The 23,857-nt window shown below is 71.1% G+C and carries 17 protein-coding genes and 3 rRNA genes; 3 read left to right on the top strand and 17 right to left on the bottom strand.

Annotation, left to right across the window (positions count from 1 at the left end):
* Positions 1-32: 32 nt before the first annotated feature.
* The 12 genes from BLU42_RS04830 to BLU42_RS21285 form a co-directional block, all read right to left on the bottom strand.
* Positions 33-1,115, bottom strand: a complete 1,083-nt coding sequence (locus tag BLU42_RS04830; RefSeq protein WP_231918444.1) for a glycosyltransferase family 4 protein — start codon at positions 1,113-1,115, stop codon at positions 33-35.
* On the bottom strand, positions 1,108-2,715 hold the full coding sequence (locus tag BLU42_RS04825; protein WP_157719769.1) for a lipid II flippase MurJ: 1,608 nt from the start codon (positions 2,713-2,715) through the stop codon (positions 1,108-1,110). The genes BLU42_RS04830 and BLU42_RS04825 overlap by 8 nt, the downstream gene beginning before the upstream one ends.
* Positions 2,712-3,644 (bottom strand): hypothetical protein, encoded by a 933-nt coding sequence (locus BLU42_RS04820; protein ID WP_197680619.1) that lies wholly within the window; start codon positions 3,642-3,644, stop codon positions 2,712-2,714. Before BLU42_RS04820 ends, BLU42_RS04825 begins: the two co-directional genes overlap by 4 nt.
* Positions 3,641-4,579: a copper transporter gene (locus BLU42_RS04815; RefSeq protein WP_091073483.1), complete on the bottom strand. Its 939-nt coding sequence runs from the start codon at positions 4,577-4,579 to the stop codon at positions 3,641-3,643. Before BLU42_RS04815 ends, BLU42_RS04820 begins: the two co-directional genes overlap by 4 nt.
* Positions 4,576-5,757, bottom strand: a complete 1,182-nt coding sequence (gene steA, locus BLU42_RS04810; RefSeq protein WP_091073482.1) for a putative cytokinetic ring protein SteA — start codon at positions 5,755-5,757, stop codon at positions 4,576-4,578. Before steA ends, BLU42_RS04815 begins: the two co-directional genes overlap by 4 nt.
* A gap of 90 nt (positions 5,758-5,847) precedes the next feature.
* Positions 5,848-7,575 (bottom strand): DNA repair protein RecN, encoded by a 1,728-nt coding sequence (gene recN, locus BLU42_RS04805; protein ID WP_172825752.1) that lies wholly within the window; start codon positions 7,573-7,575, stop codon positions 5,848-5,850.
* Complete coding sequence (locus BLU42_RS04800; protein WP_197680618.1) at positions 7,572-8,654, bottom strand: NAD kinase; 1,083 nt, start codon at positions 8,652-8,654, stop codon at positions 7,572-7,574. The genes recN and BLU42_RS04800 overlap by 4 nt, the downstream gene beginning before the upstream one ends.
* Before the next feature lie 4 nt (positions 8,655-8,658).
* Positions 8,659-9,432 carry a TlyA family RNA methyltransferase gene (locus BLU42_RS04795; protein WP_091079403.1) on the bottom strand — a complete coding sequence of 258 codons (774 nt, stop codon included), beginning with the start codon at positions 9,430-9,432 and terminating at the stop codon, positions 8,659-8,661.
* Between the two features lie 5 nt (positions 9,433-9,437).
* On the bottom strand, positions 9,438-9,632 hold the full coding sequence (locus tag BLU42_RS04790) for a hypothetical protein (RefSeq protein WP_091073481.1): 195 nt from the start codon (positions 9,630-9,632) through the stop codon (positions 9,438-9,440).
* Positions 9,629-9,916, bottom strand: a complete 288-nt coding sequence (locus BLU42_RS04785) for a hypothetical protein (RefSeq protein ID WP_091073480.1) — start codon at positions 9,914-9,916, stop codon at positions 9,629-9,631. Before BLU42_RS04785 ends, BLU42_RS04790 begins: the two co-directional genes overlap by 4 nt.
* 9 nt (positions 9,917-9,925) lie before the next feature.
* Entirely contained in the window at positions 9,926-10,972 is a 1,047-nt protein-coding gene (locus BLU42_RS04780; RefSeq protein ID WP_231918443.1) for an HAD-IIA family hydrolase, read from the bottom strand.
* Positions 10,965-11,816, bottom strand: a complete 852-nt coding sequence (locus BLU42_RS21285) for a hypothetical protein (protein WP_157719767.1) — start codon at positions 11,814-11,816, stop codon at positions 10,965-10,967. The genes BLU42_RS04780 and BLU42_RS21285 overlap by 8 nt, the downstream gene beginning before the upstream one ends.
* Between BLU42_RS21285 and BLU42_RS04770 the strand changes: the two genes are divergently transcribed.
* Complete coding sequence (locus BLU42_RS04770; RefSeq protein WP_091073478.1) at positions 11,805-13,157, top strand: hypothetical protein; 1,353 nt, start codon at positions 11,805-11,807, stop codon at positions 13,155-13,157. The two genes, BLU42_RS21285 and BLU42_RS04770, sit on opposite strands and share 12 nt — an antisense overlap.
* 76 nt (positions 13,158-13,233) lie before the next feature.
* On the opposite strand, the gene BLU42_RS04765 is transcribed toward BLU42_RS04770, so the two are convergent.
* Positions 13,234-14,019 (bottom strand): DeoR/GlpR family DNA-binding transcription regulator, encoded by a 786-nt coding sequence (locus BLU42_RS04765; protein ID WP_091073477.1) that lies wholly within the window; start codon positions 14,017-14,019, stop codon positions 13,234-13,236.
* Between the two features lie 168 nt (positions 14,020-14,187).
* Here BLU42_RS04765 and BLU42_RS04760 point away from each other — a divergent pair, with 168 nt between their 5' ends.
* Together BLU42_RS04760 and xylB are read left to right on the top strand one after the other, a co-directional pair.
* A complete protein-coding gene (locus BLU42_RS04760; RefSeq protein ID WP_091073476.1) occupies positions 14,188-15,042 on the top strand; it encodes a DeoR/GlpR family DNA-binding transcription regulator in 855 nt (284 codons plus the stop codon).
* A complete protein-coding gene (gene xylB / locus BLU42_RS04755; protein WP_091073475.1) occupies positions 15,039-16,451 on the top strand; it encodes a xylulokinase in 1,413 nt (470 codons plus the stop codon). The genes BLU42_RS04760 and xylB overlap by 4 nt, the downstream gene beginning before the upstream one ends.
* A 342-nt stretch (positions 16,452-16,793) precedes the next feature.
* Here the strand turns inward: xylB and rrf are convergent.
* The 4 genes from rrf to tyrS form a co-directional block, all read right to left on the bottom strand.
* Positions 16,794-16,910: ribosomal RNA gene (gene rrf / locus BLU42_RS04750) — 5S ribosomal RNA — on the bottom strand.
* Between the two features lie 116 nt (positions 16,911-17,026).
* Positions 17,027-20,150: ribosomal RNA gene (locus tag BLU42_RS04745) — 23S ribosomal RNA — on the bottom strand.
* Between the two features lie 353 nt (positions 20,151-20,503).
* Positions 20,504-22,021, bottom strand: a 16S ribosomal RNA gene (locus BLU42_RS04740).
* Together the 16S, 23S and 5S rRNA genes form the textbook arrangement of a ribosomal RNA operon.
* A 566-nt stretch (positions 22,022-22,587) precedes the next feature.
* Positions 22,588-23,856: a tyrosine--tRNA ligase gene (gene tyrS, locus BLU42_RS04735; RefSeq protein ID WP_091079397.1), complete on the bottom strand. Its 1,269-nt coding sequence runs from the start codon at positions 23,854-23,856 to the stop codon at positions 22,588-22,590.
* Position 23,857 lies beyond the last annotated feature (1 nt).

Raw genomic sequence — 23,857 nt, 5'->3', positions numbered from 1 at the left:
GGCCGGGCGACCGGCGCGAAGGACGCGCCAGTCTAAGGAGCGGTGCGCCCGCGCCCGGCCAGGACGTGCCGGTAGACGCGGACCAGGTCGTCGGCCACGTCGTCCTCGTCCGGCCAGGTCGCCGCCTGCCGCAGCCCGGCGTCGGCCAGCGCCCGTCTCGCGTCCGCGTCGTCGACCAGCGCGAGGACGGCGGCGGCCGTGCCGTCGGGATCGTCGGGGTCGACCAGGACGGCGGCGTCGCCCACCAGTCCGGGGACGCCGCCGACGCGCGTGGCGACCAGCGGCAGCCCGGCGAGCAGCGCCTCCTGGGCCACCAGCGCGCGGGCCTCCCACCGGGACGGCAGCAGGCCGAGGTCGGCGGCGTGCAGCCACGACGCGACGTCGTCGGTCGGCCCGACCAGGCTCACCCGCAGGGCCTCGGCCGTCACGCGGCGGGCGAGCTCGTCGTGCAGCGGACCGGCCCCGACCAGCGCGTACGCGAGGTCGGACCGGTCGCGGGTCCGGGCGGCGACGTCGAGCAGCAGGTCGAGGTTCTTCTGCGGGGCCAGCCGGGTGACGGTGAGCACGAGCACGTCGTGCGCAGCCAGGCGGAGGCCCGCCCGCCGCTCCTCCCGGCCGGTCCTTGGCGGCGCGAGCGCCGGGGCGGCCACGGGCGCGAGCTCGGCCTCGCGGGCGCCGAGGGCGAGGGCGGTGTCGAGCAGGTCCTCGCTGGCGGCCAGCACGACGTCGGCGCCGCGGGCGACGAGGCGCTGCAGCAGCCGGCCCGCGGTCGCCGTCCGGCCCTCGCCGAGCACCGCGTTGTGCCAGGTGACGACCAGCGGCACCCGGTGCACCCGGGCGTGCGGGAGGGCGAGCGCGGCCGCCTTGTAGCCGTGCGCGTGCACGACGTCGGCGCCCCGCACGGCGCGGGCCAGGCTGCGCGTGCTCAGCGGTGTCGTGGGCACCCCCAGGTCGTGGGCCTCGAGCGTCAGCTCTGGCGCGCAGACCGCCACGTCGAGGCCGCGGCCGACGAGCCGGGGCGCGACGCTCGCGGCGTGCCGCCCGATGCCGCCGGTGCTCGCGGTCAGCACCATCGCGACGCGGGTGCGCGGTCCCCCGCCGCTCACCTCAGCCACGGGCGCCCACCGCCTCCTCGGGCGAGCCGACGTGCCGCAGCGCCCAGGTCGCGCGCAGCAGGGAGGGACGAACGAGGGCGAGGACCCCGACGAAGACCACCGCCGTCACGAGTGCGGCGGCCAGCGCCAGCCCCGCCGCGACGACCAGGCCGGCCCCGTCCCCGAGCCGGGCCAGCGCCCCGCCAGCGAGGACCGCGGGCACGGCCGCGACCACCCCGGCCAGGAGCGCGGCGGGAAGCCCTGCGCCCGGTGCGTCCCCGGGCCGGCTCCGGTGCACCGCGACCCAGCCCACGACCGCGCCCACGGCGAGGCCCAGCGACACCGAGGTCGCCAGGGCGACGACCAGGACGCCCGTCGGCACGGCCGCGGCGCTGACGAGCGCTCCTGCGGTCACGACGCCCCAGGCCACGGCCGTCGTCGTGCCCGCGGCGAGCGCCCGGTGCTGGGCGAGCAGCGTGCGGGTGGCGAGGCCCATCAGCGCGAAGGCGAGGACGGCCGGTGCGAGCGCGGCCACCGGCCCGGCCAGGGCCGCGGTGCGCCCCGACCCCGGACCGAGCACGAAGACCCGGGCTACCGGCACCGCGGTGGCCACGAGCAGCGCCGCGCCCAGCCACCCGAGGACGACGAGCGCCGGCGCGGTGCGGCGCAGCACGCCCGCCACCTCCGCGCCCCCCTGCTCCGCGGCGGCGGCCAGCCGCGGGAAGGTCAGCTGCAGCACGGGGGCGGCGAGGACGGCGTACGGCAGCAGGTAGAGCGCGTTGGCCCAGGTGAAGCGGGTGAGCGCCCCCGGGTCGGGGTCGCGCTGCGCGGCCAGGTTGATCACCAGGACGCTGACCTGCTGCAGCACGAGCCCGGCCAAGCCGGCCGCGCCGATCGCTGCGACGACGCGAGCGTCGCCCGGCGCGAAGTGCAGCGTCGGTCGCACCCGCAGCCCGAGCCGGGCGAGCGGCAGGGCGGTGCACAGGGCCAGCGCGACCACCCCGGCCGTCGTCCCCAGCCCGAGCACGAGCAGGGCCCGACCGCTCAGCAGGCCGAGGTCGGCGGAGGCCCCCGGCGCGGCCAGCCCGGCGAAGAGCACGTAGGCGGCGATGACCACGACGCTCGAGAGCAGCGGCGCGGTCGCGGCGGCCAGGAAACGGCCGTGGGCCTGCAGGACGCCCGCCGTCACGACCGCGACGCCGTAGAACCAGACCTGCGGGACGAAGACCACCACCAGCGTCGTCAGCACCCCGACGCTGCCCGCGCAGTCGGCCTTCGCGTACGCCCGGGCGTAGATCCCGGCGCCGAGCAGCGCCGCGACGGCCACGACGCTCAGCACCAGCAGCGTCCAGGACAGCAGCGCCGAGGTCGTCCGGTGCGCCTCGTCACGACGCCCGGCCCCGACGTGGCGGGCGACGACGGGGACGACGACCCCCGCCAGCACGCCGCCGGCGGCGACCTCGAAGAGCACGTTCGGCAGCGCGTTCGCCGCGTTGTAGACGTCGCCCAGGCAGGTGTCGCCGACCGTCTTGGAGAAGACCAACGAGCGGCCGAAGCCGACGACCCGCGCCGCCAGCGTCAGCCCGCCGACGCCGAGCAGCACGGAGCCGCGCAGCCTCACGCCTGGCCCGGCCCGTCCGGCCCGTCCGGCTGGTCCTGAGGTGGACGCCTCCGCCCGAGCCCGTCCAGCCAGGCCAGCACGGGCGTGCGGGCGATGACGGCGGTGAAGCTCACGCGCTCGCTGGCCAGGTTGAGGGCGGCGACCGCGCCGAGGGCGACGCACCGGGCCGGGAGGCCGAGGCGGGCCGCGGCCGCGGTGGCCGCGGCGGCCCCGAGAGCGTTGGCCCCGCAGTCGCCCAGCATCGAGCGGGCGGCGAGGTCGCTCGGCAGGCTGCCGACCGCCGCGCCGAGCGCCGGTCCGGCCCCTGCGCCGGCCAGCGGTCCGGCGAGCAGGACGACGGCCTTGGCCGCGCGGCCGGGCCGCAGGTCGAGCAGGTTCACGAGGTTGGCCGTGCCGGCGACGAGCGCGGTGTCGACGACGACACCCGCCAGGTCGGCCACGGGGACGTCGGGCCCGCGGCGCGGCCGGTCCACGGCCAGGAGCAGCGCGGCCGCGAACCCGCTGAGGCCGACCCCGACGATCTTGACCGTCCCGCTGGTGACGCGGCCGTGGCGCAGCGCGGTCAGGTGCCCCCGGAACCCCCGGGCGTCGGCGCTCCCGGCCAGGTCGTCGTACGCCCCCACGAGCCCGGCACCCGCCCCGGCCACCGCCACCGCACGCAGCCGCGCGGTCGGCGCCCCGAGCAGCGCGTCGACCCCGCACCCGACGAGGACCGCGCCCGCGGCGACCGGCCCCTCGAGCAGGGTGACCGGTGCGCCGGCGTGGTTGGTCCGCGACCAGCGACGTGCCCAGCGCGCGTCCGGGGCCCGGGTCGCCAGGGCGTCCGCGGCCCAGGCCGCCGCCGCGGCGGTCGCGGCGCTCGCCAGGCCGCGCAGCAGCCCGGGACCTCGACCCGCAGGCGGGACCGCCGGCTCGAGGGGGCGGTTCACCGGATCGGGAGGGTCGGCAGGGCGTCGTCGGCCCGGGCCAGGGCGCCGTAGTGCCCCTGGCGGCCGAGCACCTGCTCCTTCCCCGCGAGGACCGTCGTGACCACGCCGCTCGGCAGGTCGGCGACGTCGACGGTGCTGAGCTCGGACGCGCTCGGCGAGGTGGCGCGGATCGCCCCGACGTCGGTGCCGGTGAGCCCGGCGCTGTTCGGCCCGGCGACGACGACTCCGGGCGCGTCGGCGGTGCCGCCCTGCTCCTTGAGCGCCGTCTGGAGCTCGACGTCGGCGGTGGTGACCGCGGCGTCGACCGGCTGCGTCGTCGTCGCCGCGGTCACGACGACCACGAGCTGGGCGTAGTCGTCGACGTCGTCGCGCACGTCGATCAGCCCGGCGGCGGTGAGCGTCGTCCCGACCGACCTGGCGTAGTCGTCGCGGGTCGTCATCTGCTTGGAGGTGAACGCGCGGGCCAGGCTCCAGCCGACCTTGGTCGCGGGCGACATCGCGTCGGTCAGGCCCGGCACGGCCAGCGGTGCCACCGCCTCCCGGACCGCCGCCGCCTGCGTCGGGTCCGCGACCTCGGAGGCGACCTTGACCTCGCTGACCACCCGGCCGCCGGCCGTCGCCACGGCGTCGGACACGGCGGTGACGACCGAGCCCGGCGCGTCTGGCATGGCCACGACCGCGACCCTGTACTCGGGCAGCTGCCCGGCCAGCACGAGCGAGGCCGTGCGCTGGTCGTACGCGCTGCGGTAGGTGTCGAGCCTGGTCCGCCGGTCGAGCTCGGCCCGCAGCGCGGTGACCTGGTCCCGGTCCTGCTGGGCCTGCGTGAGGATGCTCTCGTCCACGGACGGGCTGAGCGAGACGCCGACGGCGATCCCGACGGCGAGGGCCAGGAACACCGCCATCAGCGAGACGATGTGGTAGCGGAAGTTGATCACGTGAAGAGTTCCTTGATCCAGTACGCGAGGTCGCGGAGACGCGCGACCAGCACGCTCCCCAGCGCCCCGCCCACGTCGGTCATCGCCATCGCCGTCACCAGCGCGACGACGCCGGAGAGCACGAGCAGCGCGAGGTGCCAGCCCTTGACCTGGCTGCGGTAGATCCGCGAGACGCCCTTGGCGTCGACGAGCTTGGAGCCGACCCGCAGCCGGGTGAGGAAGGTCGACGCCATGCCGGCGCGGCCCTTGTCCAGGAACTCCACGAGCGAGAGGTGGGTTCCCACGGCGACCATCAGCCGGGCGCCGTAGGAGTCCGCGAGCAGCATCGCGGCGTCCTCGCTGGTGCCGAGCGCGGGGAAGACGACGGCCTGGAGGCCGAGCGCCTCGACGCGCTCCAGCGCCGGCGTACGCCCGTCGCGGTAGGCGTGCAGGACCAGCTCGGCGCCGCTCCGCAGGGCCGCGTCGGAGCACGAGTCCATGTCCCCGACGATCATGTCCGGCTTGTAGCCGGCCTCCATCAGGGCGTCGGCGCCGCCGTCGACACCGATGAGCAGCGGCTTGTACTCCGAGATGTAGGGCCGCAGGGTGTCGAGGTCGCCGCGGTAGTCGTAGCCGCGCACCACGATCAGGACGTGCCGGCCCTCGATGCGGGTGCGGATCTCGGGGACGCCGACGCCCTCGAGCAGCAGCTCCTTCTCCTCGCGGAGGTAGGTCATCGTGTTGAGCGCGAAGGCGTCGATCTGGTCCGACAGCCCCGCGCGCGCCTGCTCGAGCTGCTCCTCGAGCACCTCGGTGGTGAGGAGCGTGCCCGTGGCCACGACCGCACCCCCGGCGTCGAGCAGCCGGTTGCCGTCCACGATGAGCCGCTCGCCCTCGGCGACGAGGCTGAAGACGTCCTCGCCGACGTCGTCGATGAGGGGGATGCCCGCCTCGAGCAGGATGCTCGGCCCGAGGTTGGGGTAGCGGCCAGAGACCGAGCGCGCGGCGTTGACCACCAGGCTGACGCCGGTGGCGACGAGCGCCTCGGCGCTGACCCGGTCGAGGTCGACGTGGTGGATGATCGCGACCTCGCCGGGGCGCAGCCGCTTGGTGAGGTTCTTCGTCCGCCGGTCCAGGCGCGCCACGCCACCGACCTCCGCCGGCTCGGCGTGTCGGCGCAGGGCGGCAGGCAGTCTCATCTCGCCGGTCATCCTCCCACGGGTGCCACCCCGACGGCCCGGACGAACACGGCCCGCCCGGCGCCGACGGCCCGACGGGCGCGATCGGCCCTAGCGGGCTCCGGCCCGGGCCCCCGCGGCGAGCTCGACCAGCTCGCCCGCGTGCGCGAGCGCGGAGTCGGTCGTCTCCATCCCGGCCATCATCCGCGCGAGCTCCGCGCGGCGCTCGTCCTCGGGCAGCTGCACCACGCCGCTCGTCGTGACCTGGCCGTCGTCGGCCTTGACCACGACGAAGTGGCGGTCGGCGAAGGCGGCCACCTGGGCGAGGTGGGTGACGACGACGACCTGGCTGTGCCGGGCGAGCTCGGCGAGGCGGCGGCCGATCTCCACGGCCACGCGGCCGCCGACGCCGGCCTCGACCTCGTCGAAGACGAGCGTGCCGCCGGGCCGGTCCGCGGCGAGGACGACCTCGAGCGCGAGCCGGACGCGGGAGAGCTCGCCGCCGGAGGCGACCTTGCCCAGGCTGCGGGGTTCGCTGCCGGGGTTGGCCGCGAAGAGCAGGTCGACGGCGTCGGCGCCGAAGGGGCCCAGCTCGGCTGGCGACACCGCGAAGGCCAGGCGGGCGTGCGGCATCGCCAGCGCGCCCAGCTCGGCGGCGACCGCGGTGGCGAAGCCCTCGGCGGCCCCGGTGCGCAGCTCGGTCAGCCCGGCCGCGCGCGTCCGCAGGTCCGCCTCGGACGCCTGTAGCGCCGCAGTCAGCTCCGCGACCCGGTCGTCGCCGCCCTCGAGCTCGACGAGCCGCCTCGACGCGTTCGCCGCCCAGGCCAGGGCGTCGTCGACGGTGGGCCCGTACGCCCGGGTGAGGCCGGCGAGCTGCGAGCGCCGTGCGGCGACCTGCTCCAGCCGGGCCGGGTCGGCCACCAGGTCGTCGAGGTAGCGGGCGAGGTCGGAGCCGACGTCGTCGAGCAGGTACGCCGCCTCCGCCACCCGGGTGGCCAGCGCGGCCACCGCCGGGTCGGCCGCCGCGTGGTCCAGGCTGCGCCGGGCGGCCGCGAGCAGCGCCGAGGCCCCGCCGGCGTCGCCCGGGTCGTCGGGGTCGCCGGACAGCGCCGCGAGGGCGCCGCCGACCGAGAGCCGCAGGTCGTCGGCGTTCTGCAACCGGGTGGCCTCGGCGGCCAGCGACACGTCCTCGGCCGGCTCCGGGCCGACCTGCTCGACCTGCTCGAGCCCGAACCGCAGCAGCTCCACCTCGCGGGCCCGCTCGGCGCTCGCGGCGACCAGGGCGTCCAGCTCGGCACGCGCCGCACGGTGCTCGGCCCAGCGGCGGCGGTACTCCCCCAGCGCACGCGCCAGCTCCGGGCCGGCGTACGCGTCGAGGAGCTCGCGCTGGCGCCCGGAGGCCGAGAGCCGCACCTGCTCGGACTGGCCGTGGATCGCGACCAGCTCGGTCGTCACCTCCGCGCACACCGACACGGGCACCTGGGCGCCGCCGAGGAAGGCGCGCGAGCGCCCGGCGGCGGTGATGTGGCGGGCCACGAGCAGCTCGTCCTCGTCGAGGTCGCCGCCGGCCTCGCGGACCCGCTCGACGACGCTCGCCGTCCCGTCGGCGGCCTGCGCCGCGGAGCCGGGCACCACGATGCGGCCCTCGACCACGGCCCGCGCGGTGCCCACGCGGACGGCCCGCGGGTCGGCGCGGTCGCCGAGCAGCAGTCCGATGCCGGTGACGATCATGGTCTTGCCCGCGCCGGTCTCCCCGGTGACGACCGTGAGGCCGGGGTGGGGCTCGACGACGGCGTCGTTGATGACGCCGAGGTCGCGGATCCGGAGCTCGGAGATCACCGCAGGCCCGTGTCGGCCACGTCGGGGACGCCGTCCGGGCGGCGCCGGGCGGCGCCCTCCCGCTGGTCGTCCGACCGGTCGCCGTCGCCGTGCTCGTCGTCGTCGAGGCGCGCCTCGCGGCCGCGGATCGTCTCGCGGTCCTCCTCCGAGGCCCGGTCCTCCGCCTGGCCGCGCCAGCCCTCGACCCGCAGCCCGAACTTGTTCACGAGCCGGTCGGTGAAGGGGGCCTCCGACAGCCGCGCGAGCAGCAGCCGGTGGCTGCCCTGCTGCACCTCGATCTGCAGCCCGGCGCGCAGCTCGGCCGAGCGCCGCCCGTCGCACCAGACGACGCCCTCGGTCTGGGAGCGGTCGATGAGCTGCATGACCACGCGCGACGTGGGCCCGAGCACCAGGGGCCGGGAGAACAGGGCGTGCGCGCTGAGCGGGACCACGAGCAGCGCGTCGACGTTCGGCCAGATCACCGGGCCGCCCGCGGAGAAGGCGTACGCCGTCGACCCCGTCGGGGTGGCCATCAGCACCCCGTCGCAGGCCCAGCGCGAGAGCGGGCGCCCGTCGACCTCGACGAGCACCTCGACCATGCGCTCGCGCGCGGCCTTCTCGACCGAGACCTCGTTGACCGCGTAGGAGGACCAGACCACGTCGCCGCTGTCGCAGTCGCGCAGGGTGACCTCGATGGTCGAGCGCTGCTCCACCGCGTACGAGCGGTCGACGATGCGGGTGACGATGCTGTCGATCTCGGAGGACTCCGCCTCGGCGAGGAAGCCGACGTGGCCGAGGTTGACCCCGAGCAGCGGCAGGTCGGCCTGCAGCACCCACTCGGTGCCGCGCAGGATCGACCCGTCGCCGCCGAGCACCACCATCAGCTCGATCTCCGGCGACGCGTCGGTCGGCGACCCGAGCGGCTCGACGGTGTCGGCGAGCGGTCGGGGCAGGCACTGCTCGTCGCCGGCCGGCAGGAGGCTGGTCACGCCCGAGGCGTGCAGGCCCTGGATGAGCCGGGTGGCGGCATCGATCGCCGTCGGGCGGCCCATGTGGGTCAGCACGGCGACACGGCGCTGCGAGCCGGGAGCGGTCGTCACCGCGTCAGCATAGGGAGGACTCCCACGCCGGTCCCGGGCCGACGCCCGCCGCGCGGCCCAGGTGCACGAAGAACTCGCGGTTGCCCGCCGGCCCCGGCAGGCGGCTGGGCGCGAGCGCCTGCACGTGCCAGCCCAGTGCGGAGGCCGCCGCGGCGACGTCGTCGACGGCCCGGCGGTGCAGGTCCGGGTCCCGCACGACGCCCCCGGGGCCGAGCGCCGCGCGGCCGACCTCGAACTGCGGCTTGACCATCAGCAGCCACCAGCCGTCGGCCGCCGAGACCGCCGCGAACCGCTCGAGCAGCAGCGTCAGCGAGATGAAGGACACGTCGGCGACGACGAGGTCGACGGGCCGATCGCCCAGGAGCGCCGGCGTCAGGTCGCGCAGGTTGGTCTGCTCGTGGACGTGCACGCGCGGGTCGTCGCGGAGCCGCGGGGCCAGCTGGTCGGTGCCGACGTCGACGGCGTGGACCTCCTCCACCCCCCGCTCGAGCAGCACCTGCGTGAAGCCGCCCGTGGAGGAGCCCGCGTCGAGCGCCCGGGACACCCCGGCGACCCGCGCGTCCAGGTCGAGGTCGGAAAACGCGCCCAGCAGCTTGTGGGCCGCGCGGGAGACGTAAGGGTCGGTACGTGCCTCCAGCTGGTCCTGCTCGCCCACCGGGTCGGAGGCCCGCAGGTCCGAGCGGCCCGCGAGCGTGACGCGCCCCGCCCGGATCAGCTCCTGGGCCTGGCCGCGCGACCGGGCGAGCCCGCGCTCCACGAGCGCCCGGTCGAGCCGCACCGGGGTCACGGTTGCGGTTCGGTGGGGTGCCGGAGCACCTCCTGCAGCGCCCCGTGGGCGTCCGCGAGGAGCTCGGCGTGCTCGTCCACGGGCGTCCGGTCGAGGCCGGCCACGCCGCGCAAGGCGTCGTCGACGCGCTGGTCGCCGGTGTGCGGCGCCTCCGGGGCGTCGGTCTGCTCGCTGCCCGCGCTCTCGCTCACGCCGGGCCCCCGGAGCCACCGTTGCGGGTGGCCTCCAGCGTCGCGAGGCGCACCTGCAGGTCCTCCAGGTCGAGACGCAGCTCGGCGAGCTCGGAGCGGGCCTCGTCGAGACGCTCGCGGGCCTCGTGGAGCTCCGTCGCCGGGACGATCCCCAGGCGCGCGGCGACGCGACCGACCTCGGCCGAGACGAGCTGCTCGAAGAGCTCGCGGTTGGCGCGGCTGGCCTGGCCGACCTCCTCGGCCAGCTGCGCGAACCCCGAGAACAGCGACCGGTACGCAGGCACGTCGGGAGTCTAGGACGAGGGACGGGCGAGGACCGGGAGCACGGCCGTGAGGTCGAGCGGGTGCCCCTCGTCCATCGCGCGCCAGGCCAGGTGCGCGGCCGCCCAGGTCGCCTCGGCCCAGCCCTGGGCCGTCGTCGGCGGGTCGCCCTCGAGCAGGAGCCGGCCGTCCTCGACCCGGGCGACCGCGCTCCCGCAGCAGGCCCGGTCGCCGTCGAGCGTCACGGACCGCTCCGGCTGGAGCAGCGCGCCCGCGTCGAGGCCGAGGTGCGTGGGCCGCGTCCCGGGTCCGGCCACGAGCAGGTCGGCCGGTCCGTGGGACCCACTGAGCACCAGCATCCCGTCGAGCCCCGCGTTGACGGCCCCGGCGATGTCGGTGTCCAGCCGGTCGCCGACGAAGAGCGGCCGGTGCACGCCGAGGCGGGCGATCGTCTCGTCGAGCAGCGGGCGGTAGGGCTTGCCCGCGACCTCCGGGTCGACGGTGACCGCGAGGCGCACGGCCTGCACCGCCGCACCGTTGCCGGGCACGAGGCCCCGGTCGGTCGGACGCGTCGGGTCGTCGTTGGTCGCGACCCAGCGGGCGCCGCGGTTGATCGCGATCGACGCCTCGATGAGCTGCTGCCAGGTGAGGTCGACGCCGTAGCCCTGCAGCACCGCGACCGGCTCGTCGTCGGCCGACTCGACGGCGCTCAGCCCGGCCTCGGCGAGCGCCTCGCGGACGCCGTCGCCGCCGACGAGCAGGACCTTGGTGCCGGCGGGCAGGTCGTGGCGCAGGACCTGCGCCCCGGCCTGGGCCGACGTGACCACGTCGCTCCGCTCCGCCGGGATGCCGAGCTCGGTCAGGTGCTCCGCGACCGCACCGGGCGTCCGGGCGGCGTTGTTCGTCACGAACCCGACGGGGACGCCGCGCTCACGCAGGCCCGCCAGCGCGGGCGGGGCCCCGGGCACCGCGACCGGGCCCAGGTAGATGACGCCGTCGAGGTCGAAGAGGACCCCGTCGTACGCGTCCACCAGCGCAGGCGACCCCGTCGCCCCGACCGCCTCGGTCACCTCAGCCACGCCCGTCGGTCGGCTCGATGGCCTCCAGGTCGTCGTTCTCGTGGTCGGCGTCGTCCGCGTCGGCGTCGTCCTCGTCGGCGTCGTCCTCGTCGGCGTCGTCAGAGTCGTGCTCGTCGTCGGACTCCTCGTCGTCGGACTCGTCGGACTCCTCGTCGTCGGACTCCTCGTCGTCATCCTCGAGGTCGCCGTCGAGGTCGTCGAGCTCCAGCTCCTCGAGGTCGAGGGTCAGTCCGTCGAGCTCGTCGACCCGCTGCTGCGCGTCGGTCAGCTGCTCGGGGTCGCGCCGGGCGGCCTCGGCGAACATGCGGCGCGCCTCCTCGGTCGCCCCGGTCTGCAGCAGCGCGTCGGCGAAGGCGTAGCGGAGCCGCGCGGCGGCCTGCTGCTCCTCCTGCCGCGCGGAGGCGGCACCCCGGCCCTGGAGCGACTCGGTGCGGGCGGGAGCCGGTGCCGCCACGGCCTGACGCAGCATCCGGACCGCCTCGGCCTGCTGCCCGAGGTCGGCGCGAGCACCGGCGGCGACGATCGTCATCTCGACGCGCAGCGCCGGCGGCAGGTCGAGGTCGGCGGCCTCGCGGGAGAGCGTCAGCGCGCGCTGCGGGTTGCCCAGCGCACGCTCGCAGTCGGCCATCACCGGCAGGTAGTCCGGCGCCCCGGTCATCCGCCGCAGAGCGCGGTATTCCGAGAGCGCCGCCGCGTACTCCCCCGCCGCGTACGCCGTCTCCGCGGCGGCCTCGCGGACCACCGGGAGCCGGGCGGCGCGCCGCCGCGCGGCCTCGGCGTGCGCGTACGCCAGCTTCGGGTCGGTGTCGATCAGCTCGCCCGCCGCGACGAGGTGGCCCGCCACGATCTCCTCGAGCTCCTTGGGCAGACCCCTCAGCTCGGCGCGCACCGCGCGGTTCAGCGTGCGGACGTCGACGCCCTGAGGAACGTCCGGCTCGTCGGGTCGACGGGCCAGGCCCGGACGTGGCGGCGGACGGTCGGCCCCGCCACGGCGGTCGTCGCCACGAGCACCGGTGGGACGACCGCCACCGGCGCCGCCCCCGCGCTGACCGAAGGGCCGGTCGCCGCCACGGCGGTCGTCGCCCGACCGGTCCGCGCGCGGTCCACCCGAGAACGGGCGATCGCCCGCCGGACGGCGTCGGTCGTCGCGCTGGTCACGGTCGAAGCGCGGGCGCTCCCTCCGACGGTCGTCGCCCTGGGCGCGCTCGTAACGCGGAGGGTCGTCACGCTGCGGACGGTCGGATCGAGGCCGGTCGTCCCGCTGCGGATTGTCGTAGCGGGGACGCTCGCCCCGCTGGTCGCCGCCGGCGCCGCGGTCGTAGCGGGGACGGTCGTCACGCTGCAGACGGTCGTAGCGCGGACGGTCGTCGCCCCGGGACCCCTCGTAGCGAGGACGGTCGTCCCGCTGCGGACGGTCGTCCCGGCCACGCCCACCACCACGCTGGTCGCCACCTTGACCACGGTCGTAGCGGGGACGGTCGTCGCCCTGAGACCGGTCGTAGCGGGGGCGCTCATCGCGCTGCGGACGGTCGTAGCGCGGACGGTCGTCCCGCTGCGGACGGTCGTCACGACCACGCCCACCACCGCCCTGATCTCCAGCGGGACCACGGTCGTAGCGGGGACGGTCGTCGCTCTGGGACCGATCGTAGCGAGGACGGTCGTCGCGCTGCGGACGGTCGTACCGAGGACGGTCGTACCGAGGACGGTCGCCCCGCTGGTCGCCACCGGCCCCACGGTCGTCGCGGGGACGGTCGTCGCCCCGAGACCCCTCGTAGCGAGGACGGTCGTCACGCTGGGGCCGGTCGTCACGCTGAGGCCGGTCGTCACGCTGAGGCCGGTCGTCACGCTGAGGCCGGTCGTAGCGCGGACGCTCGCCGCGCTGGTCGCCGCCGGCCCCACGGTCGTAGCGCGGGCGCTCGTCGCGCTGCCCGCCGCTGCGGGGCCGCTCGTCGCGCCCGCTCCAGGGGCGGTCGCCGCCCTGCCCGGGCGGTCGGCCCTGCCCGCGGCCGGCGTCACGACCGCCGTAGCCGCGTCCGCCGGAACGGTCACCCGCGCCGCGACCACCGCCGCGGCCGCCACCGCGACCCTCGCCACGGCTCCCGCCACGACTTCCGTCGCGGCCCTGATCGTTCGGACGACTCTCCTCCACCACCGCACCATCCTCCCTGACCCGGGGAGGTGGTGACACCACGTCCGACGAGGACCGGGGTCGCAGCCACGGGTCGTGGCTGCTGGCACGGCGGGTCCCGGGTCGGAAGGTCCTAGCCGACGACCACGACCTCCGGGCCGGCGGCGGCCAGCTCGGCGATGATCGTGTCCGGCGCCGCGGCGTCGGTCAGCACCAGGTCGAGCTCGGAGACCGCGGCGAACGAGCAGAACGAGTTGCGCCCGAGCTTGCCGGAGATGACGGGCACGATCCGCCGGCGGGCGCTGAGGAGCATGGCCCGCTTGGCGGAGGCCTCCTCGGGGTTGGTCGTGGTCAGGCCCTGCGCAGCGCTCATGCCGTTGACGCCGACGACAGCGACGTCCACGGTGAGCGACTGCAGGCGCCGGCTGGTCCAGGCGTCGACCGCAGCGCTCGTGAGCCCGCGCACCATGCCCGGCAGGGTGATCACCTGCACGCCGGGGTGGTCGGCGAGGTGGCGCGCCGCCGGCAGGTTGTTGGTGACGACGGTGAGGACCGCGTCGCGCGGCACGGCCTGCGCGGCGAAGAGGGTGAGCGAGCCGGAGTCGAGGACGAGCACGCCGTCGTGCGGCAGCTCCTCGGCGAGCCGGGTGGCGATGCGCCGCTTGTCCTCGTGCTGCTCGGCGTGACGGGCGGCCAGCGCGACCTCGAACGGGACCGCGTCGAGCAGCTGGGCCCCACCGCGGACGCGGCGGAGCAGCCCTCGACGCTCGAGCGTGTCGAGGTCGCGCCGGACTGTCTCGGTCGTGACCTCGAGGTGCTCGCTGATCTGGGTCACGGTCGCACGGCGGTCCTCCTGCGCGAGCAGGAAGTCGGCGATGGCGCGCTGCCGTTCCGGCGGGTACCTGGTCAGCGCCGTCACCTCCTCGTGCCTCGCGTCCCGGGGCCGTCATCCTCGCAGGTCAAACGAGTCGGGCACCGGACCGGGACGCTTCGGTCAGCCGCGTGCCGTCGGCGTACGCTCGTCCTCCGCGGAGCCGGGTCCCACGACCGACGGCCGCACCGGACTGGCTCGAGGAGGCGCCGTTCCATGACGACGCGACGAGCCGGTGACGGCCAGGTGGCGACGCTCGGACCCGAGCAGCGCTTCGAGCGCATGCTCATCTGGCTGGACGCCGAGGGCCGGCTCGACGTCGGCGACGCCGCCGCCCGTCTGTCCGTGGCGCAGGAGACGATCCGCCGCGACCTCCGCGTGCTGGAGTCCCGCGGGCTGCTGCTGCGGGTGCACGGCGGCGCCGTGCAGATCGAGCCGGAGCTGGCCGGCACGCCGGCCCTGCCCGGCGCCGCGAGCGCCCCCGCCGTGGTCGCCTCCGAGGACCGCGAGCTGCTCGACTGCCTGTGGAGCGAACTCCCGCGGACGGGGACCCTGCTGCTGGGGACCGGGCGCCTCACCCTCGAGCTGGCGCAGGTGATGGTCAACGACCCGCCGGAGGACGAGCTCACGGTGGTGACGAGCTCCCTCGACGTCGCGCTGCTGCTGGCACGGGTCTCGCAGGTCTCCGTCTACAACATCGGCGGCACGGTGAGCCCGAGCACCCACGCGCAGGAGGGCGACTGGGCGCTGACCGAGCTCCACCGTCTCCACACCGACGTCAGCGTGGTCTGCCCGGCGGGAGTCACGCCGGACGGGCTGAGTCAGCCGTCGCCGGCCGCCGCCGCCGTGTCCCAGGCCGAGGTCGCCGCCGGGACACGCGTGGTGGCCCTCGCCGAGGGTGCCGCGCTGGGGCGGCGCTCGTTCGTCACCTTCGCCGGGCTCGACGAGGTCGAGCGCGTCGTCGTCGCCGGAGACCCCGCACCGTCGCTGGTCTCCGAGCTCAGCGAGCATGGCATCCCGTGCACCGACCGACGGTCCGTGGCCGTCACCAGGAGAGGACGAAGAAGTTGACGTTGGTCGCAGGGGTGGACTCGTCCACCCAGTCGGTCAAGATCGTGGTCTGCGACGCCGAGACGGGCGAGGTCGTCCGCTCCGGTCGCGCCTCGCACCCCGAGGGCACCGAGGTGTCGGCGGCGGCGTGGTGGGACGCGTACCGGAAGGCCGCGAGCACCCCGGGTCTCCTCGAGGACGTCGAGGCGATCGCGGTCGGCGGGCAGCAGCACGGGATGGTCACGCTCGACGAGCAGGGCGGCCTCGTCCGTGACGCGCTGCTGTGGAACGACACCCGTTCCGCGCAGGACGCCCGCGACCTGGTCGACGAGCTGGGCGGAGGTCAGGCCTGGGCCGACGCGGTCGGGACGGTGCCCCTCGCGTCGATGACGGTCACCAAGCTGCGCTGGCTCGCCCGCGCCGAGCCCGAGACCGCCAAGCGTGTGGCGTCGGTGATCCTCCCCCACGACTACCTGACCTGGGAGCTCGGCGGCCGCTCGTTCGCGCCCGTCACGGACCGGGGCGACGCCTCGGGCACCTGCTACTACGACGCGTCCGACGGGGAGTACCGGGACGACCTGGTGCAGCGCGCCCTGGGCCGCTCCGTCGAGCTGCCCCGGGTTGCCTCGCCGGCCGAGATCGTCGGGCACACCCCCGACGGCATCGCCATCGCCGCCGGCACCGGGGACAACATGGCCGCCGGCCTGGGTCTCGGGCTCGAGTCCGGTTCCGCCGTCGTGTCCCTGGGGACCAGCGGGACCGCCTTCACCCGGAGCACCACCCCGACGCACGAGCCGAGCGGGACGGTCGCCGGCTTCGCGGACGCCACGGGCGAGTTCCTCCCCCTGGTCTGCACGCTCAACGGGGCACGCAACCTCGTCGCCACCGCCGAGGTGCTCGGGGTCTCGCTCGACGAGCTCGCACGCCTGGCCCTGTCGGCGCCCGCCGGCAGCGGTGGTCTGGTGTTCCTGCCCTTCCTCGAGGGAGAACGGACGCCGTCGCTGCCCGAGGCCACCGGCGAGCTCGTCGGCCTCACGCTGTCGAGCATGAAGCCCGCCAACCTCGCCCGTGCGGCCATCGAGGGCGTGCTGTGGAGCCTGGCTTACGGCGTGGACGTCCTGCGTCAGCAGACCGGTGAGATCTCGGCGATCACCCTGACCGGTGGGGCCTCGCAGTCGGAGGCCGTACGCCGCATCGCCACCAGCGTCTTCGGCCTGCCGGTCGTGGTGACGGAGGCGTTCGAGAGCGTGGCCGTGGGTGCCGCGCGTCAGGCCGCCTGGGCGCTCAGCGGTGAGCTCCCGGAGTGGCGCGTGCCGGTGGCCGGTCGCTACGACCCCACGGACGCCGATGTGACGGCCGCGGACGCCCTGATGGCGCGCTACACCGAGGTGCTGCATGACCACTTCGAGGTTCCGTCCTTCGCCCGCTGAGCTCCCTAGAACGCACGAAGCGCCGGTCGACCTTCGGGTCGCCGGCGCTTTGTGGTTCGCACAGTGGACGTAGGAGCTGTCGGGATGAAACCAAATCCCTCCGTAGCTCCCCTCGTGGCTTCGCCCCGAGGCGCTGAGGCTTGGGACAACGCAGTGACGAAGAGAAGTGCTTCGACATCGAACACTGGCCCTTCGCAGCCCTTCGACAAGCTCAGGGAGAGTCCCCACTCATCCCGTCACCGCCGACGATCTGCGCACGCGGCATTCGGAATTGGAGTTGGAAGTAGACGCACAAATACCTCAGGGTCAACCACGAATGGTTGACCCTGAGGTGTGTGTGTTGTCCGGCGACGTCCTAGTCTCCCACACGGTCCCCCGTGCAGTACCATCGGCGCTGAAAGGCTTAACTTCCGGGTTCGGAATGGATCCGGGTGTTTCCCTGTCGCTGTGATCACCGAAACTCTATGGAGATGTAGGTGCGAAACCAATCACCGATCAAAGATTAGATCTCGATCGAGACTGGTCTTTCGACCGTGTCTCGAGAGACCTCACAGTGGACGCGTAGCATCTTTGTAGTAAACAAGCCCTCGGCCTATTAGTATCGGTCAGCTCCACACATTGCTGTGCTTCCACATCCGACCTATCACCCAGTGTTCTGCTGGGGGCCTTACCAGGCTATCCTGTGGGAGCCTTCATCTTGGAGCGTGCTTCCCGCTTAGATGCTTTCAGCGGTTATCACTTCCGAACGTAGCCAACCAGCCGTGCTCTTGGCAGAACAACTGGCACACCAGAGGTTCGTCCGTCCCGGTCCTCTCGTACTAAGGACAGCCCTCCTCAAGACTCCTACGCGCGCAGCGGATAGGGACCGAACTGTCTCACGACGTTCTAAACCCAGCTCGCGTGCCGCTTTAATGGGCGAACAGCCCAACCCTTGGGACCGACTCCAGCCCCAGGATGCGACGAGCCGACATCGAGGTGCCAAACCATGCCGTCGCTATGGACGCTCGGGCAAGATCAGCCTGTTATCCCCGGGGTACCTTTTATCCGTTGAGTGACGGCGCTTCCACATGCCACCGTCAGATCACTAGTCCCGACTTTCGTCCCTGCTCGAGGTGTCCCTCTCACAGTCAAGCTCCCTTGTGCACTTACACTCGAAACCTGATTGCCAACCAGGCTGAGGGAACCTTTGGGCGCCTCCGTTACCTTTTGGGAGGCGACCGCCCCAGTCAAACTACCCATCAGGCACTGTTCCTGATCCAGATGATGGACCTAGGTTAGATATCCAGAACAACCAGAGTGGTATTTCAACGTTGACTCCACGACAACTGGCGTCGCCGCTTCACAGTCTCCCACCTATCCTACACAAGCTGTACCGAACACCAATACCAAACTATAGTGAAGGTCCCGGGGTCTTTCCGTCCTGCTGCGCGTAACGAGCATCTTTACTCGTAGTGCAATTTCGCCGAGTCCGTGGTCGAGACAGCGCCCAAGTCGTTACGCCATTCGTGCAGGTCGGAACTTACCCGACAAGGAATTTCGCTACCTTAGGATGGTTATAGTTACCACCGCCGTTTACTGGCGCTTAAGTTCACCGCTTCGCCTCACAGCTAACAGTTCCCCTTAACGTTCCAGCACCGGGCAGGCGTCAGTCCGTATACATCGTCTTACGACTTGGCACGGACCTGTGTTTTTAGTAAACAGTCGCTTGGGCCTGGTCTCTGCGGCCTTTCACGCTCTCCAGAGCAAGTCTGGCAAACGCGTCCGGCCCCCCTTATCCCGAAGTTACGGGGGCATTTTGCCGAGTTCCTTAACCACGGTTATCTCGATCACCTTGGTATTCTCTACCTGACCACCTGAGTCGGTTTAGGGTACGGGCGGCTCTAGAACTCGCTCACGAAGATTTTCTAGGCAGCATAGGATCACTCACTCGCCGGCCCGTAGGCCGACCAGCCGTCATGTCTCAGGCCATATGAGATGCGGATTTACCTACACCTCGCCCTACACACTTAGCCCGGGATCACCTTGCGGATACCATCGCCCGGGATGAGCTACCTTCCTGCGTCCCTCCGCAGCTTGCCTAATACAAGTCTGGTTCGCAGACTCATCGACACATCACCCGAAGGATCCATGCGACTTGCGTGCTTAGCATCGCTCGCCTCGGCATGATCGTGCTAGCGCCGGTACGGGAATATCAACCCGTTGTCCATCGACTACGCCTGTCGGCCTCGCCTTAGGTCCCGACTTACCCAGGGCAGATTAGCTTGACCCTGGAACCCTTGGTCTTTCGGTGGAGGAGTTTCTCACTCCTCATTCGCTACTCATGCCTGCATTCTCACTCGTGTGCTCTCCACGGCTAGGTCACCCTGCCGCTTCATCGCGCACACGACGCTCCCCTACCCATCCACACCCCTGCGACGAATCGAGGGTGATATGTGAATGACACAGCTTCGGCGGATTGCTTGAGCCCCGCTAAATTGTCGGCGCAGAATCACTTGACCAGTGAGCTATTACGCACTCTTTCAAGGGTGGCTGCTTCCAAGCCAACCTCCTGGTTGTCTCCGCAACTCCACATCCTTTTCCACTTAGCAACCGCTTAGGGGCCTTAGCTGGTGTTCTGGGCTGTTTCCCTCTCGACTACGAACCTTATCGCCCGCAGTCTCACTGCCGCGCTCTCACTTACCGGCATTCGGAGTTTGGCTAATTTCGGTAAGCTTGTGGGCCCCCTAGACTATCCAGTGCTCTACCTCCGGCAAGAAACACGCGACGCTGCACCTATATGCATTTCGGGGAGAACCAGCTATCACGGAGTTTGATTGGCCTTTCACCCCTATCCACAGCTCATCCCCCAGGTTTTCAACCCTGGTGGGTTCGGGCCTCCACGACGTCTTACCGTCGCTTCACCCTGGCCATGGATAGATCACTCCGCTTCGGGTCTAGAGCATGCGACTCGGCGCCCTATTCGGACTTGCTTTCGCTACGGCTTCCCCACACGGGTTAACCTCGCCACATACCACTAACTCGCAGGCTCATTCTTCAAAAGGCACGCCGTCACCTCGCCTTGCGGCTCAGCTCCGACGGATTGTAGGCAATCGGTTTCAGGTACTATTTCACTCCCCTCCCGGGGTACTTTTCACCTTTCCCTCACGGTACTTGTCCGCTATCGGTCACCAAGGAGTATTTAGGCTTAGCGGGTGGTCCCGCCGGATTCACAGCCAATTTCAGGGGTTGGCTGCTACTTGGGGTGACACTCAGCAGTGACACACTTACGTCTACAGGGGTGTTACCTTCTGTGCCGCGTCTTCCCAGACCGCTTCGACTTCATGTGTCATTTTTGACTGCTCGACCGGATGACAGCCCGATCAGAATGGCCCCACAACACCGCACATGCAACGCCTGTCAGCTATCACACACATACGGTTTGGCCTCTTCCGCGTTCGCTCGCCACTACTGACGGAATCACTGTTGTTTTCTGTTCCTGTGGGTACTGAGATGTTTCACTTCCCCACGTTCCCTCCAACCGCCCTATGTGTTCAGGCGGAGGTCGCCGGACATTACTCCGGTTTCTTTCGAGGTTTCCCTATTCGGAGATCCCCGGATCGAAGCTCGTTTACCAGCTCCCCGGGGCTTATCGCAGGTTACGACGTCCTTCATCGGCTCTTGGTGCCTAGGCATCCACCGATTGCCCTTAGTAGCTTGTTGTTACTACAAAGATGCTCGCGTCCACTGTGAAGTTCTCAACACACGGGCGGTAGCGCAGCCCGACCACACGCATGTGGCCGGCACTGGTCCGCACTGAAACCCGGCGACAACCCCCGAAGAGGTTAGGCGACCGAAATTTCAGGACCCAACAGCGTGCCCGGGCCGACCCACTCACCCGCTCGGGGTTCCACTCCCACCCTTCCGAAGAAGCATGAGCTGTACTGACGAACGCGATCGCGCATCGGCTTAATGGTCAATGTTCCACATTCCAGAGCCGCCGGCGTGAAGACGAACGCTTCACCAACCAGCGATGGACGAACACCCCGAAAGGTCTGCGCCATAGAGCTCCTTAGAAAGGAGGTGATCCAGCCGCACCTTCCGGTACGGCTACCTTGTTACGACTTAGTCCTAATCGCCAGTCCCACCTTAGACGGCTCCCTCCACAAGGGTTGGGCCACCGGCTTCGGGTGTTACCGACTTTCATGACTTGACGGGCGGTGTGTACAAGGCCCGGGAACGTATTCACCGCAGCGTTGCTGATCTGCGATTACTAGCGACTCCGACTTCATGGGGTCGAGTTGCAGACCCCAATCCGAACTGAGACCGGCTTTTTGGGATTCGCTCCACCTTGCGGTATCGCAGCCCTTTGTACCGGCCATTGTAGCATGCGTGAAGCCCTGGACTTAAGGGGCATGATGACTTGACGTCATCCCCACCTTCCTCCGAGTTGACCCCGGCAGTCTCCTATGAGTCCCCACCATTACGTGCTGGCAACATAGGACGAGGGTTGCGCTCGTTGCGGGACTTAACCCAACATCTCACGACACGAGCTGACGACAGCCATGCACCACCTGTACACCGACCTTGCGGGGGCTACATCTCTGCAGCTTTCCGGTGTATGTCAAACCCAGGTAAGGTTCTTCGCGTTGCATCGAATTAATCCGCATGCTCCGCCGCTTGTGCGGGCCCCCGTCAATTCCTTTGAGTTTTAGCCTTGCGGCCGTACTCCCCAGGCGGGGCACTTAATGCGTTAGCTTCGGCACGGAGAACGTGGAATGTCCCCCACACCTAGTGCCCACCGTTTACGGCGTGGACTACCAGGGTATCTAAGCCTGTTTGCTCCCCACGCTTTCGCTTCTCAGCGTCAGGTGATGCCCAGAGAACCGCCTTCGCCACCGGTGTTCCTCCTGATATCTGCGCATTCCACCGCTCCACCAGGAATTCCGTTCTCCCCTGCATCCCTCTAGTCCGCCCGTATCAAAAGCAGGCTCGGGGTTAAGCCCCGAGTTTTCACTCCTGACGCGACGGACCGCCTACAAGCCCTTTACGCCCAATAATTCCGGACAACGCTCGGACCCTACGTATCACCGCGGCTGCTGGCACGTAGTTAGCCGGTCCTTCTTCTGTAGGTACCGTCACGTTAGCTTCGTCCCTACTGAAAGCGGTTTACAACCCGAAGGCCGTCATCCCGCACGCGGCGTTGCTGCATCAGGCTTGCGCCCATTGTGCAATATTCCCCACTGCTGCCTCCCGTAGGAGTCTGGGCCGTATCTCAGTCCCAGTGTGGCCGGTCGCCCTCTCAGGCCGGCTACCCGTCGAAGCCTTGGTGAGCCATTACCTCACCAACAAGCTGATAGGCCGCGAGCCCATCCCTGACCGCCGGAGCTTTCCACCCCCGGACATGCGTCAAGGGGTCGTATCCGGTATTAGCAGCTGTTTCCAGCTGGTATCCCAAAGTCAAGGGCAGGTTGCTCACGTGTTACTCACCCGTTCGCCACTCGTGTACTCCCGAAGGAGCCTTACCGTTCGACTTGCATGTGTTAAGCACGCCGCCAGCGTTCGTCCTGAGCCAGGATCAAACTCTCCGTTGAAAAATATCGACAACCACAACCACCCCGAAGAGCGCCTGCAGTGAATCGTCACAAACAACGAGAATCGACCATGACATGGACCCATTGCTGGGTCAATCAACAATCAATCTCAAAGGAACCGCCCCCAACCAAACCACCCCACATCAGTGGAGAAGCAAGCCAGGGCACGGGTTCGATAGTGCTATTTGGCATTGACTTTTAAGCACGCTGTTGAGTTCTCAAACTTCGCTCGCACACCGCACAGACCCTTCCAGATCTGCTTGAGGCAACTCGGAAAACATTACCCGATCAGCCTCAGCGAATCAAATCCGCCCCCACCGACCCCCACCAGACACACCCCAGCACCGGACACGATGGGCTCGACAAGAGCGCACACCAATCCGGACCAGACCTGCCCAGTGGGTCCCACCCGGTTCCGACCGAATCCCAGCCAAGACCCGAAAGTCCCTGCCTTGCTCGTTCGCTGCCCCGGGGGGCGAGAAAGAACATTACGCCCAGATGACAGCCCTCGCAACTCCTGAGCGGTGGGCGTTCTCACACCGCTCCAGAGCCCTCCCGGCTTCGGTTCAGGCGCCGGCGATGGTAACCGCGCCCACCGTCCGCTTGCCCCGTCGGACGATGACCCACCGCCCGTGCAGGAGGTCCTCCGGCGTGAGGGGGGCGTCGCCGTCCGACGCCCGGCGGTTGTTGAGGTAGGCACCACCCTCGCTCGCCGCGCGGCGTCCCGCGGACCGGCTCGCGACCACTCCCCCGGCCTGCAGGACCTCGGCCACGCTGGGCCACCCGGCGTCGACGTCGATCTCGACCCCACCCAGCTCGGACACCACGCCGCTCAGCACCGACTCGGGCAGCTCGGCCAGGTCGTGCTGCCCGAACAGCGCCTGCCCGGCAGCCACGGCCGCGTCCCGCTCGGCCTCCCCGTGCACGAGCGCCGTCACGTCGTCGGCCAGCGCCCGCTGGGCCGCCCGGCGGTGGGGCTCCTCCCGGACCTGCCGCTCGAGCTCGGCGATCTCGTCCCTCCCCCGCGGGGAGAAGACCTTGAGGTAGTCGACGACCTTCTCGTCCTCGGCCTGGAGGAAGAACTGGTGGAAGGCGTACGGCGACGTCATCTCCGCGTCGAGCCACACGGTGCCGCTCTCCGTCTTCCCGAACTTGGTCCCGTCGGCCTTGGTCAGCAGCGGTGTCGCGAGCGCGTGCACCCGCTCCCCCTCGGCGCGGCGTACGAGCTCGACGCCGGCGGTGATGTTCCCCCACTGGTCGCTCCCCCCGAACTGGAGCGTGCAGCCGTGGCTGCGGAACAGCTCGAGGTAGTCCATCGACTGCAGCAGCACGTAGGAGAACTCGGTGTAGGAGATCCCCTCCTCCAGCCGGTTGCGCACCACGTCGCGGGCCAGCATGCGGTTGACCGGGAAGTGCTTGCCGATGTCGCGCAGGAAGGTCAGGACCGACATCGGGCCCGTCCAGTCGAGGTTGTTCACCAGCCGGGCCGCCTCCGGGCCCTCGAGGTCGATGAACCGCGCCACCTGCGTCCGGATCCGCTCCACCCGGGCGGCGACCACCTCCGGACTGCTGAGGACGCGCTCCCCCGACTCCTTGGGGTCGCCGATCATCCCCGTGGAACCACCCACCAGCAGCAGCGGCCGGTGTCCCGCGCGCTGGAAGATGCGGGCCACGACGAGCTGCACCAGGTTGCCGAAGTGCAGGCTCGGCGCGGTCGGGTCGAAGCCGACGTAGAAGGTCACCGGCCCCGCGTCGAGGTGCGCGCCGAGCGCCTCCTCGTCCGTCGAGTTGGCCAGCAGGCCCCGCCACTTCAGCTCGTCCAGCACGTCGCTCACG

The organism is Microlunatus sagamiharensis (genome assembly GCF_900105785.1).
Classification (GTDB): Bacteria; Actinomycetota; Actinomycetes; order Propionibacteriales; family Propionibacteriaceae; genus Microlunatus; species Microlunatus sagamiharensis.
Note: the sequence above shows the minus strand (reverse complement) of the source record. Positions and strands in the feature narration are given on the sequence as shown.

Coding starts and splice junctions, on each gene's coding strand:
- steA (WP_091073482.1), bottom strand. CDS start 5,757: ATGAGACTGCCTGCCGCCCTGCGCCGACACGCCGAGCCGGCGGAGGTC.
- BLU42_RS04760 (WP_091073476.1), top strand. CDS start 14,188: ATGACGACGCGACGAGCCGGTGACGGCCAGGTGGCGACGCTCGGACCC.